The 13,305-nt window shown below is 42.6% G+C and carries 11 protein-coding genes and 1 pseudogene; 9 read left to right on the top strand and 3 right to left on the bottom strand.

Annotation, left to right across the window (positions count from 1 at the left end):
• Nucleotides 1-64: 64 nt before the first annotated feature.
• The 7 genes and pseudogenes from ACWQ4X_RS05090 to ACWQ4X_RS05060 all read left to right on the top strand — a co-directional run bounded on the left by ACWQ4X_RS05090 (nucleotide 65) and on the right by ACWQ4X_RS05060 (nucleotide 8,649).
• Nucleotides 65-979 (top strand): LysR family transcriptional regulator, encoded by a 915-nt coding sequence (locus ACWQ4X_RS05090; RefSeq protein ID WP_457902935.1) that lies wholly within the window; start codon nucleotides 65-67, stop codon nucleotides 977-979.
• A gap of 315 nt (nucleotides 980-1,294) precedes the next feature.
• Complete coding sequence (locus tag ACWQ4X_RS05085; protein ID WP_374532053.1) at nucleotides 1,295-1,780, top strand: nucleoside deaminase; 486 nt, start codon at nucleotides 1,295-1,297, stop codon at nucleotides 1,778-1,780.
• Between the two features lie 627 nt (nucleotides 1,781-2,407).
• The gene (locus ACWQ4X_RS05080; protein ID WP_457902934.1) at nucleotides 2,408-3,499 is read left to right on the top strand and encodes a BMP family ABC transporter substrate-binding protein; all 1,092 of its coding nucleotides are present in this window, start codon (nucleotides 2,408-2,410) and stop codon (nucleotides 3,497-3,499) included.
• 128 nt (nucleotides 3,500-3,627) lie between these two features.
• Entirely contained in the window at nucleotides 3,628-5,214 is a 1,587-nt protein-coding gene (locus ACWQ4X_RS05075; protein WP_457903028.1) for an ABC transporter ATP-binding protein, read from the top strand.
• 21 nt (nucleotides 5,215-5,235) lie between these two features.
• The gene (locus ACWQ4X_RS05070; RefSeq protein ID WP_457902933.1) at nucleotides 5,236-6,336 is read left to right on the top strand and encodes an ABC transporter permease; all 1,101 of its coding nucleotides are present in this window, start codon (nucleotides 5,236-5,238) and stop codon (nucleotides 6,334-6,336) included.
• Between the two features lie 10 nt (nucleotides 6,337-6,346).
• The gene (locus ACWQ4X_RS05065; RefSeq protein ID WP_457902932.1) at nucleotides 6,347-7,267 is read left to right on the top strand and encodes an ABC transporter permease; all 921 of its coding nucleotides are present in this window, start codon (nucleotides 6,347-6,349) and stop codon (nucleotides 7,265-7,267) included.
• A gap of 22 nt (nucleotides 7,268-7,289) precedes the next feature.
• Nucleotides 7,290-8,649 (top strand): annotated as a pseudogene (locus ACWQ4X_RS05060) (amidohydrolase family protein).
• A 186-nt stretch (nucleotides 8,650-8,835) separates the two neighbouring features.
• Here the strand turns inward: ACWQ4X_RS05060 and ACWQ4X_RS05055 are convergent.
• The 3 genes from ACWQ4X_RS05055 to ACWQ4X_RS05045 are packed head-to-tail and all read right to left on the bottom strand — an operon-like array spanning nucleotide 8,836 to nucleotide 11,455.
• On the bottom strand, nucleotides 8,836-9,513 hold the full coding sequence (locus ACWQ4X_RS05055) for a type 1 glutamine amidotransferase domain-containing protein (protein ID WP_457902931.1): 678 nt from the start codon (nucleotides 9,511-9,513) through the stop codon (nucleotides 8,836-8,838).
• Nucleotides 9,514-9,560: 47 nt separating this feature from the next.
• Complete coding sequence (locus ACWQ4X_RS05050; RefSeq protein WP_457902930.1) at nucleotides 9,561-10,979, bottom strand: coniferyl aldehyde dehydrogenase; 1,419 nt, start codon at nucleotides 10,977-10,979, stop codon at nucleotides 9,561-9,563.
• A 41-nt stretch (nucleotides 10,980-11,020) separates the two neighbouring features.
• A complete protein-coding gene (locus ACWQ4X_RS05045; RefSeq protein WP_328703739.1) occupies nucleotides 11,021-11,455 on the bottom strand; it encodes an organic hydroperoxide resistance protein in 435 nt (144 codons plus the stop codon).
• Nucleotides 11,456-11,567: 112 nt separating this feature from the next.
• On the opposite strand from ACWQ4X_RS05045, the gene ACWQ4X_RS05040 reads away from it, so the two are divergent.
• Complete coding sequence (locus ACWQ4X_RS05040; protein ID WP_457902929.1) at nucleotides 11,568-12,467, top strand: LysR family transcriptional regulator; 900 nt, start codon at nucleotides 11,568-11,570, stop codon at nucleotides 12,465-12,467.
• Nucleotides 12,468-12,524: 57 nt separating this feature from the next.
• Nucleotides 12,525-13,301: a LamB/YcsF family protein gene (locus ACWQ4X_RS05035; RefSeq protein ID WP_457902928.1), complete on the top strand. Its 777-nt coding sequence runs from the start codon at nucleotides 12,525-12,527 to the stop codon at nucleotides 13,299-13,301.
• Nucleotides 13,302-13,305 lie beyond the last annotated feature (4 nt).

The raw sequence follows: 13,305 nt of genomic DNA, 5'->3' as shown, positions 1-13,305 counted from the left end.
TTTGCTTTTTGTGTTCTGTCTATTACAATGATTTAAAGACATCATTCTTTTTTTTAGAACACAAATGAGCGCACCTTTTTCAAGATTCAGTGAATATTTCCTTGTCGTGGCCAAATCAGGCAATCTGAGAAAAGCTGCCGACCAACTGTTTATTTCAGCTTCAGCAGTACATCGACAAATTGCACTGGCAGAAGAAGAGCTTGGTGTTTTGCTGTTTGAGCGTTTACCCAATGGACTGAAGTTGACGCTTGCTGGAGAATTGCTTTATGCAGATTTACTGCGTTGGCAGAAAGAATTTAAACAAACCTGTGTACGTTTTGATGAAATACAGGGACTGAAACGAGGTTCGATAGAGTTTGGACTGATTGCAGCGTTAAGCGAAGGGTTTGTCATTGATGCTTTGACCTCATTACAAACCGAATATCCTTGGCTGACTTTTAATATTCATACCAATGGCAGTGATGAGATTGTCGAAAAAATTATCAATACTGAAATTGATTTTGGACTGATTCTAGATCCGATTTTAAATGCTCAACTGGAAGTCTTATCCTTTATCGAAATTCCACTCGGTTTTGTGATGAGTCCAGAACATCCTCTCGCTAAAAATAAAAAACTCAACCTATCAGACACCATCGAATACCGACATATCATTGCGGATCGACCACTCGTCATCCATGAACGGGTCATGGCGATTTATAAAAAACAGAATTTTATCCCTGCTTTTGAGACATCAACCAACGATATCCATTTAATGATTTCTATGCTTAAACGCAACATGGGCATTTCAATCATGAGTTATCTTGATGTTTATTCTGCTGTGAAAAATCAAGATCTGGTTTTCATTCAAATTGTAGATCGAGCGGTACAGCCGCTAACCTTGGCACTTTGTGCAGGTTCACGACGCCAACTTTCTAGAATATCCAAACTTCTGATACAGAGCTTGATGCAAAACATGGAAAGTATAAAAGCAGATTTTTAATCATTTGCTCTGTAAAAGGGGACTTCTCTAGTATTGAGGCAAGTAAGCGCTAAAAAAGAGCAGTAACGCTGTATGACAAAAACAATTGCTTCATTTTAAATGAATTGATTGGTGTAAACAGGAGCAAAATAATGCAACAAGGTGAGTCTTAAGTCTTCAATTTTAAAAATTCAGTATGGCATCAATATTGCTTTAATCATAAAACATAGCGGTGGTATTACCAGTAATACCTCAAACATGATAAGTAATTTTACAAGCGTAATATCAGCATGCATGTCGTGTATCGAGATTCGTTTCTAAAAGATTGAGCCATATATGACACAGCCTAGCCATAACCAAATGTTATCCTTTTTAAGACTTTCAAATGAAGTCGCCAAAAGAGCGATGTCCTTAGGACATCATCCTTTCGGTGCTGTACTGGTTGCACCAGATCATGAGACTGTTTTACTGACCCAGTGTAATATTGATACGGTAAATCATGCCGAATCGACTTTGGCGCGAATTGCAGCAAGCAATTACACGCCTGAATATCTTGCGGACTGTACGCTATATACTGCGGTAGAACCGTGTTGTATGTGCTCTGGGACCATTTATTGGGCAAACATTGGTCGGGTGGTTTATGCCATGTCTGAAGAAAGATTATTGGCGTGTACTGGCAATCATGGTGAGAACCCGACCATGAGTGTCTCCGCAGAATATGTATTTTCCCATGGTCAGAAAAATATTGAATTAATCGGCCCAGTGGTAGAATTGGAAGCTGAAACCGTAAAACTCCAACAAGATTTTTGGCACTCTAGATAATGAGTGCTTCGCTTATATTTTCGATTTTTATATTGAAGAATATTTATATTTTAAATAAAAAATATCTATTTAATCTATCCAAGTAATAATAAGTTTATAACCCTTGATAATAATTCCATAAATATAAATTTAATTTAAAACTTTTCCATGCTCATAAAAAAACTGAGCAAAATGTATTAGAAATGCCGCTTCATATCTTGACTCTAAACAAGGCACAGTCATTTTTTATGCACCAAATTTAAGCAAGTCATCAATTTTAAATGCAGTATATCTATAATTTTTTCATATATTTATAGTTTAACTAAAGGTCAATTTTATAAAAAATAGCAGCACAAGCCACTGTCAATCTAACAGATTATCCGAGTACATACATTTGATGCTATAAATCTAAGAACCACATTAATTCATGATTAGGCTTTAAAAATAATGATTTATATTGAACAAAAAAAATAATGAACAGCATGTTCTAAAAATTATTTATAAAAATAAGCTCATTGTCATTTTTTTAGAAAAACATGGAATAGATGTTGCTAATTAACCTATGAAGAATAATGAGACCGCATTTTGAAGTGCACACATTTCAATGCCTAATCATCGAATACCTAAATTGATTTCATGGAGTGCCATATGGCAAAGCAACATAATATGGGCAAAAAAACTGTTCTTTCTTTAATTTCCTCTGCGCTAATTGGCTTGGTGCTTAGCAGCCAAAGCTTTGCCGCAGATAAAGCAGCTTTTGTTTACATTGGTCCGACCAGCGACCATGGTTGGACTTATTCGCATGATCAAGGTCGTATGAAAGCTGAAAAGGCTTTGGGCGGTAAATTCTCGACTTCGTATATTGAAAATGTCCCTGAAACTGCCGATGCTGAACGCGTAATTCGCAATTTGGCTCAGCAGGGCAATAAAGTCATTTTTGCGACCTCTTTTGGTTATATGAACCAAATGGAAAAAGTCGCTAAACAGTTCCCCAATACTGTGTTTATGCACTCTACAGGCTATAAACAAGGTAAGAACTTAGGTGTATATGATGTGCGGACCTATGAAGGTGCGTATATGTTGGGTGTAGTTGCTGGTCAGACCACAAAAACCAATACCTTGGGTGTGGTCGCTTCTTTCCCTATTCCTGAAGTGGTACGTAACATTAATGCCTATACGTTGGGCGCACAAAGTGTAAATCCTAAAGTCAAAACCAAAGTGATTTGGGTGAACTCTTGGTTTAACCCAGGCAAAGAACGTGATGCTGCTTTGGCTTTAATTTCACAAAAAGCCGATGTGCTCATGCAAAACACAGATTCCCCAGCAGTGGTTCAAGCTGCACAACAAAAGGGCGTATATGCCTTTGGTTGGGATTCGGATATGACCAAATTTGGTCCTAAAGCGCACTTAGCAGCTTCTGTTTTACACTGGGAAAAAATCTATACGCCTGTGATGCAAAGCGTAGCCAATAAAACGTGGAAACCCTCTGCAATTTGGTACGGCGTACGTCAAGATGCTGTAAAAATTGAAAACTTCGGTCCTGCTGTGCCTGCCAAAGTGAAGCAGTCTGCTTTAAATGCCCAAAGTGCAATTCACAACGGCACATTACATCCCTTCCAAGGTCCAATCTATAAACAAGACGGCAGTTTAGCGATTGCAAAAGGCAGCCAAATGAATGACCAAGCCCTTGCAAAAATGAACTTCTATGTAAAAGGGGTTGAAGGTTCATTACCTAAATAAATCACAAATTGAATTACGTTATTTAAAAGCTGAAGCAAAGTTAGAGTGTTCAAACGGTTCAGTTCATGAAGAACTCATGTACTGAGCCGTATACAAGTGGAGGGCAATAGATGAATAGCCTGCCGAATATGTCGAGCGACATACCCAAAACATCAACGCAGGAACAGAAAAGCTTGCGTCTTGAATTAGTCAATATCAGCAAAAGCTACAATTCACTAAAAGCCAATGATGCCATCCATTTAAAAGTGCAGGCAGGGCAAATTCACGCCATTTTAGGGGAAAATGGTGCTGGAAAAAGCACATTAATGAAGATTATTTATGGTGCGACCAAAGCGGATACTGGGCAAATTGTTTGGAATGGTAAAGAAGTATTAATTGATAGCCCATCCGCTGCCCGAAAGCTCGGCATCGGCATGGTGTACCAACACTTTTCGTTGTTTGAAACCATGACGGTTGCTGAAAATATTCTGCTGGGTCTGGACGAAAAAATAGATTTAAAAACCCTAAATGCCAAAATTGTCGCTGTTTCTGAACAATATGGCTTACCTGTAGATCCACGCCGTGAAGTTTATTCACTTTCTGTAGGTGAACGGCAGCGGGTCGAAATTATTCGATGCTTATTACAAAATCCTTCATTGCTGATTTTAGATGAACCTACTTCTGTATTAACACCGCAGGCAGTTAAACAGTTATTTAAAACCTTGCGACTACTGGCATCACAAGGTGTTTCTATTCTTTATATCAGCCATAAATTGCATGAAATTAAAGAGCTGTGTGACGAAGCAACAATTTTACGTAATGGTAAAGTCACAGGGCAGGTATTACCTGCCGAAAAAAGCACGGCAGAATTGGCTAAATTAATGATTGGAAGGGAACTGCCAAGTTATGAGCATCCCGAATATTTAGGCTGTACCGAAACGCTGTTTCAAGTGAAGCAGTTAAATTATGTCACCGATGATCCTTTTGGCGTTTCACTTTCCGAGATCAATTTATCGCTGAAAGCAGGTGAAATTCTTGGGATCGCGGGAATTTCAGGTAATGGTCAAGCAGAACTCTTGTCCCTACTTTCAGGTGAAGAAACCTGCAAAAAAAACCAGATTTTCATTTTAAATCAGGATATTTCTGAATTATCTGCAGGTAAACGACGTGACCTTGGTTTGGGTTTTGTCCCCGAAGAACGATTAGGTCGCGGTGCTGTGCCTAAGATGCCTCTGACACAAAACATGCTGTTGACCGCGTTCCGCCAAGGCTTAAACAAATTTGGATTTATTCAATTTAATAAAGTCAGCCAGCTAACCCAGCAATGCATTGAAAAATTCGGGGTCAAGGCATCAGGTCCTCAAGCCGAAGCTCGTAGTTTATCTGGTGGCAATTTACAGAAATTTATTGTCGGGCGTGAAATTCTACAACAACCCAAAGTCCTGATTATTGCTCAACCCACATGGGGCGTTGATGTGGGGGCTTCAATGTTCATTCGACAAACCCTGATTGATTTATCCCGCCAAGGTGTTGCAATTTTGGTGATTTCAGAAGAACTCGAAGAGTTATTTGAAATCAGCGATCAAATTTGTGTTCTGGCTGCTGGAAAATTATCAGCACCCGTTGCAACAAAGCAAACCAATGCAGAACAGATTGGGTTACTGATGTCTGGCATTCAAGTGCCACCAACTTCTGCACAAGCAACACATACTGCACACAATGCACAAGTTCAGTAAAGACACGAATAAGGTAGAAACATGTATTTATTAGAACCTAGAGAAAAGCCTTCTCAATTAATGAAGTGGTTATCACCCATTCTCGCGCTATTGGCAATGCTTGTGGTCGGTAGTCTGTTGTTTTTAATGCTAGGCGTGAATCCAGCCAAAGCGTTATATATCTTCTTTATTGAGCCATTAACCTCACTGTATAACTTGAGTGAATTGCTGATTAAAGCCAGTCCATTGATCCTGATTGCCTTGGGTCTGGCAGTCGGCTTTCGCGCACAGTTATTCAATATTGGTGCAGAAGGCCAGTTGACCATGGGGGCGATCTTAGGCGGTGGTATTGCGATCTTGTTCCATGAGCAAATGGGCTGGTGGATTCTACCGCTGATGATTGTGATGGGAGCAATTGGAGGCGCAATCTGGGGGCTGATTCCAGCCTTGCTGAAAACGCATTTCAATGCACAAGAAACGCTCACCACGCTCATGATGAACTATGTTGCCTTTTTCTTACTGATGTATTTGGTCAATGGTCCATGGCGTGACCCTGATGGCATGAACTTCCCGCAATCGGTGATGTTTAGCGAAAGTGCGACTTTACCTTTGATTATTGAGGGGACTCGCGTCAATGCCTCTATTTTTATTAGCTTGGTTGCAGTGGGGCTGTTTTGGATTTTCATTCGTAAAACCATGTTGGCTTATACACTTGAAGTGAGTGGACAAGCACCTCAAGCGGCTAAATACGCAGGATTTTCTGCCCGCAAAGCCATTTGGCTCAGCTTGGGTTTATCTGGGTTAATGGCTGGTATCGCAGGTATTTGTGAAGTCGCAGGACCCATTGGTCAATTGAACCCCAATATTTCGCCTGGTTACGGTTATGCGGCAATTATTGTAGCGTATTTAGGTCGCTTAAATCCCATTGGCATTGTTCTTTCAGGATTTCTGATGGCTCTCATTTACTTGGGCGGCGAACTCGCTCAGATGGAATTACAACTTCCTGTAGCCATTACAGGCGTATTTCAGGGCTTACTTTTATTCTTTTTATTGGCATCCGATGCGTTAATTGAAAACCGTTACCGCTTTTCTAAAAAGAAAAACAAAGCAACTGCCGTAACAACTCAAGTGGCTTCATCATAAGGAACATCATATGAGTATTGAATTAACTGCAATTCTGGCAGGCACAGTCGCTGCTGCAACTCCGATTATTTTTGCAGGTTTAGGGGAACTGGTTGCCGAACGTACAGGGGTGATTAATCTAGGTGTAGAAGGCATGATGCTGGTTGGGGCAATTGCAGGATTTGCCTTTGCAAGCCAGTACGATGCCAGCGTGGCAAGTGCACTCCTGATTGGCGGTTTAGCGGGTGCATTTATGGCGCTGATTTTTGCCTTTTTTACCTTGTCGATGAGCACTAACCAGTCGGCTTGTGGACTTGCACTGACCATCTTTGGTATTGGGATCTCAGCATTTATTGGTCAAAGTTATGTCAGTACAACTTTACCCGGTCTGACTAATTTAAATATTCCTGGGCTTTCAGAAATTCCTGTACTGGGTCCTGTGTTGTTCCAGCAAAATTATGTAGTTTATCTTTCAATCTTTGCCTTCATTGCGGTCTGGTGGGTGTTAAGCAAAACCCGTTTGGGTCTGTTACTCAAAGCAGTCGGTGAATCACCAGAAAGTGCACATGCTATGGGCTATAACGTGCTGGCAATTCGTTATGGCGCTGTCTTATTTGGCGGCTTGATGGCAGGTATTGGCGGTGCATTTTTATCTACAGTTTACACCCCCATGTGGATTGAAAACATGGTGGCGGGACGCGGCTGGATTGCCATTGCCTTAGTGGTTTTTGCCGCTTGGAAACCAACACGCCTGATGCTTGGAGCGTATCTATTTGGTGGCGTGACCATTTTGCAGTTCCATGCGCAGGCTTTAGGTATCGAAATTCCAAATGAGTTTTTATCAGCACTGCCGTATCTCGCGACCATTGTCGTGCTGGTGCTTATTTCACGTGACAAGAAATTATTAAAACTGAATTTACCTGCATCATTGGGCAAAACCTTTAGTCCTTAAGCACATCGACATGAGAAAAAGTATGAAAATTATCACCGCAGATTATGTGTTGACCATGAATTCAGCCTTGGAGTGTATCAAGGACGGTGCGATTTTAATTGATGGAGCCTATATCCAGCAGGTGGGGACTTTGCAGGAGATTCAGCAGCAATATCCGCATGTTGAAGTGACGCAATATGCAAAGAGTTTACTGATGCCCGGACTGATCAATACGCATTGCCATTCAGGCTTGCTAAGAGGAACGGCTGAAGGTCTACCAGTTTGGGATTGGCTACAACAGTTTATCGCCCCCATGCACCGCGTACTGACTCCGCATGATGCCAAAATTGCCTCATACTTGTGCTATGCCGAAGCATTACTTTCAGGCACGACCACTGTCGTGGATATGTGGCGTTATATGGATGGCAGTGCTGAAGCTGCAGAAGAATTGGGTATTCGAGCCGTGTTGGTGCCGTATGTCGCTGAACATCCTGATCATCACTATTTTGAAACGCTAAGTAGTAATGAAAAACTGCTACAAAAATGGCATCAAGCCGCACAAGGACGTATTCAGGTTTGGGTCGGGCTAGAACATCTCTTTTATGCGGAAGAAAAGGCCCTCGCGCGTATTCAAAAACTCTGTAATGACTATCAGACGGGTTTTCATACCCACAGTAATGAAAGTCAGTTTGATGTCGAGGAAAATATACGACGTTATGGCATGCGACCCATTCAAACTTTGGAACATCTTGGGATGTTTGATGTTCCTAAAGCATTGTTGGCGCATTGTGTTTGGAGCAACGCTGCCGAAATTGAGATTTTAAAGCATTACAATGTTGGGGTCGCCCATAACCCGATTTCCAATATGAAACTGGCGTCAGGTGCTGCACCCATTATGCAAATGCTGCAACAGGGTATCGCGGTGGGTTTAGGGACAGATGGGGAAAAGGAAAACAATAATCTGGATATGTTTGAAGAAATGAAAACAGCCTCATTATTGGCGAAGTTTTCTGGACTGGATGCTGCAGCACTCGATGCGTGGTCAGTCTGTCAAATGGCGACCAATATGGGAGCCAAAGCACTCGGCATGCAACATCAAATTGGTTCACTCGAAGCTGGTAAGCTGGCGGATCTTAGATATGGCGACACCACGAATGACCCCGTTGATTGATCAGGGGCGTTTATTTAACTTGCACAGCAATTTAGTCCATGCCGTACAAGGACAAGATGTACATATGACCATGGTCAATGGGCAAACAGTGGTTGAAAACCGCAAACTGTTGAATGCTGATTTGCAAGCTTTAATCGAACAGGTCAATTTAGCTGCGCCGCAATTATTTAAACGTCGAGATGAATGGATGGCTGAACAAGGTGGTGTGACCATCAATGAGTTACAGCGTTAGTATCTTTTAGCTTAAAATTTTAATTTTAAAGCCCATCCTATTGAAGTGTTAGGCTTTAATCTTTAAAGCTAGTCGTCTAAAGCTATACCTAACATCTCGAAGCACATGATGAATCTATATTGAAAACCGATTAAGCCTCCCAAATTGAGAGGCTTAATCAAAACTTATGTTTGTTGATTTAGCATATTAAGAAAGGAGTTTTAACAGGGCTTCTGCAACAGGCGCTGAACTTGCAGGATTTTGACCAGTAACCAACTTACCGTCAGTGACGACATTCTGCATCCAATTTTGAGCTTTCTGGTAGTTCGCGCCTAGACGAATAAACTCATCTTCAATCAAGAAAGGCACCACATCTGTGAGTTGCACATCGGCTTCTTCGCCATTGGTAAAGCCTGTGACATTCCGCCCTTTAATCAAAGCATCGCCATTCGCTGCTTTCACATGACGCAAAACCCCGGGAGCATGACAAACAAAGCCTGTCGGTTTGTTCGCAGCAGTAAATGCTTCAATCAACTGAATAGAGTCTGCCGAGTTGGTCAAATCCCACAATGGACCATGACCACCTGGATAAAACACCGCATCAAAATCGTCTGCTTTCACTGTGTCCAATTTCACGGTGTTGGCCAGTGCGTTTTGTGCTTCAGCATCTTGGTTAAATCTATGTGTTAATTCGGTTTGAAAATCTTCAAGTGCACTTTTAGGGTCGAGTGGGGGGTATCCACCTTGTGGCGATGCCAAAATAATCTCTGCACCTGCATCTTTAAAAGTATAGTAAGGTGCGGCAAACTCTTCTAACCAGAAGCCCGTTTTATGTCCTGTATTACCCAGTTCACTATGTGAAGTTAATACCATTAAAATCTTCATCAGTTACTCCTTGTCCCGTTCATCGGGTTGTATATCGTGGATCTGTTTTAATTGTGAAAAAGTGTAGTCAAAGCAGCTTGCTTTTGTTCATATGGAGCGCGTAAACGGAGATTGGAAGCACCATCCATACTTTGTACCACAACCGCTTTGGCATGGGTAAAACGTTTAAATCCATGAATGCCGTGATATGCGCCCATACCCGAAGCGCCAATACCGCCAAAGGGTAATGTATCAATGGAAGCATGGGTCATAACATCATTGATCACGAGCGCACCCGATGTTGTATGCGTAGCAAAATGTTGCTGTTTTGCTTGATCTTGACCAAAATAATAGGCTGCTAAAGGTCGCGGATGAGCATTGATATAGTCAATTGTCTCTTCAAATTGTTGATAGGTTTTGACAGGCAATAGTGGACCAAAAATTTCTTCCTGCATGATCAGCATCTCATCCGTCACATTCAGTATCAGATGTGGCGCAATTTTTCGGGTATTCGCATCATAATCAGGCTCATCGGCAGTTGCTAAACTGATGATTTCAGCGCCTTTACTTCGCGCATCTGATAATAAGGCTAGCAGTCGTTCATAGTGTCTAGGGCTAATAATTGAGGTGTAATCATCATTGTGTTGCACTTTCGGAAAGCTTTCGCTGATGAACTGTTGGGCAGCAGCAATAAAGCCATCTACTTGAGCATCTGGTATAAGCACATAGTCGGGTGAAACACAGATTTGTCCTGCATTAAAGGTTTTCACCGTCATAATACGTTGTGCAGCTTGTTGAATATCCGCATCTGCCGCGATAACCACAGGCGATTTTCCACCTAACTCTAATGTGACTGGCACTAAGTTTTCTGCTGCAGCACGGATAATATGTTTACCCACTGTACTGCTCCCTGTGAACACCAAGTGATCGAAAGGTAAAGCACTGAATGCTTGACCCAACTCGGCATCCCCTAGAACCACCACCAACTCATGTGGTTCAAAATAACGCGCCACCAATTCTGCGAGCAATTCAGAAGTTCGTGGTGTCAGCTCAGAGGGTTTCAGCATCGCGGTATTCCCCGCAGCGAAAATGCCAGCCAGCGGCCCAAAGGCAAGATTGAGTGGAAAATTCCATGGACTGATAATACCAACGATGCCAAGAGGTTGCTGTTGAATCCATGTTTGCATTCCCTCAGCAGGGGCAGCTACAACTTCAGCTTGCATCCATTGTTCAACATGTTCTGCCGCAAATTTTAAAGCAGCAATACTGCTCATCACATCTGCAAGCAGGGTTTGATAAGCACTCCGATGACCAAAATCTGCAGCAATTGCAGCGGTCAGTGCAATACGATTTTCACTTAGCAATTGTACTGCTCGCAGTAAACGATCACGTCGCAAAGCCGCACTGGCCGGTCCATGTTTTAAGTGAGCACGTTTTAAGCTATTTAGTATGCTATATAATTCAGTTTTAGATTGTTGCAAATTCATTGTCATGTCCTTCAAACCTTAGATGGGGTAGTTAGCGCGGTTTAGATCACCAATAATTGGACGTCGATATTGCCACGCGTGGCGTTTGAGTAAGGACAGACTTGATGTGCCGCAGCCACAAGCGCTTCAGCATCGGCTTTATCGACATTGGGCATTTCAATTTTTAATGTGATTGCCAACCCAAATCCTTGATTTTCTAAAGGACCAATCGCAACTTCTGCGGTGACTTTGGTGTCCTCAGGGACTTTGACAAATTGTGATTTTTGGCTTGCAACAACGGCTTTCATGGCACTTAAAAAGCATGCCGCATAACCTGTGGCAAACAGTTGTTCTGGATTATTGCCGAAATCACGACCACCCAATGCTTTGGGTGTACCTAACCAGACATGCAGTGAACCATCTTCTGTACGTGCATAACCATCACGGCCACCTGTGGCAGTCGCAGAAGTACGATAAAGCTCTTTCGTCAACATAATAAATTCTCTCATTTTTGGCTGTAATTGATGTTGAGATAAGCTTACGACTTCTTGTTGTATGAGTAATAATAATGCTATTTTGGTAGGGGTATAAATAAATTTATGGCTACGTATGTCTTTGGTTAGATTGAGAACTTTTATAGAAGTTTATCGGCAACGTTCCATTAGCAGTGCAGCACGTCAGTTAAACCTCACGCAGCCAGCAGTATCACAACATATTGCAGGGCTTGAAGTCGCAATCGGGCGTCCTCTCTTTGAGCGTCAAGTCAGTGGCGTAATCCCCACATCGGCAGCGGAAGAACTCGCGGCAGATATTGGAGATAAATTAGATGCAGCAGAGGCGGCATTGGCTTCTGCACGCGCACGTTCACGCGATGTTGCAGGTGCACTGCAACTGATTGGTCATGCTGATTTTATGGCTGAAAAACTGGCGCCAGAGTTAGCGCCTTTATTGGAAGCGGGAATTCGAGTCCGAATGCATACGGGCGATGGCCCCATGGTGACGCAGATGTTACTGGAAGGTCATTGTGATTTGGGAATCTCTGCCCATCCCGTTACTGATGATCGCCTAAAAAGCGAAACCATTTTAACGGACAAGGTGATTGCCGTCGCAGCCCCTAGCGTAGTTCAACGCATACAACACGCTGAGAATTTTGCGCAAGCGTTACTGCAAGAGCCATTGCTGGCATACAATCTCGAGTTATCACTGGTAGAACCTTGGCTACAACATAATCGGATTGAACTCGCAGAGTTGATGCCTGCCATGGTCGGACAGGATTTACGTGCACATCGAAGTTTATTGGTACAGGGAACTGGCTGGTCGGTGATGCCACAATTTCTATGCCAGCAGCAGTTGGACAATGGCGAATTGCAGATCATTCCTCCGCCACGTGCGCATACTGAAATTCACTACTATCTGATCTGGATGCCAAGCGCATTACGTCAACCTCGGGTTGCACATGCGCGGCAAACACTGTTATGGCGTTTGCAGCATTCAGATCAGTCGACATAAAAACGTATTGTTCAGTTTGATATAGCTGGAATTCAAAAGATAATGAAGGAATTGACCATGTTTGTAGACTTAAATAGTGATTTGGGGGAAAGTTATGGCTCATGGAAGATGGGCAATGATGACCAAATCTTGCCGCTCGTGACCAGTGCCAATATTGCTTGTGGATTTCATGCAGGCGACCCGCTCGGAATTTTAAACACCGTGCGTAAAGCTGTTGAATTGGGAGTAATAATTGGTGCGCATGTTTCTTATCCAGACTTGGTTGGTTTTGGTCGCCGTAATATGCAACTGTCCCGTGATGAACTGATTGCTGATGTGCTTTACCAAATTTCAGCGCTGGATGGTCTGGCAAAAGTTGCAGGCTCTAAAGTGCACTATGTAAAACCCCATGGCGCACTCTATAACACCATCGCACAAGACGCAGTACAGGCTGCCGCCGTGATTGATGCCATTAAAATGTATAATCCTGAATTGGTTTTAGTGGCGCTGGCGGGTTCCAACTTGGTAGATCAAGCACGTGAAGCAGGCTTAACTGTGGTGTCCGAAGCCTTTGCTGACCGTGCGTATAACAGTGATGGTTCCTTGGTATCGCGTCGTTTAGACGGTGCTGTGTTACATGATGCTGCAATGGTTGCTTGCCGTGTCGTCGCGATGTTAAAAAATGGTGGCGTAGACTCGATTGATGGTGTCTTTACTCCAATTCAAGCTGACACGATTTGTTTACATGGCGATACTGCTGAAGCACTAGAAATGGCAATGGCGATTAAAACTGAACTGCAAAAGCATGACATCCAAGTTGGCTCATTTATACAAAAAACGACAGCAGCACATTAACTGA

Source organism: Acinetobacter sp. NigerLNRRAM0016, from assembly GCF_054112845.1.
The sequence above is the reverse complement of the archived record's forward strand: the minus strand, read 5'-3'. Positions and strand labels throughout refer to the sequence as shown.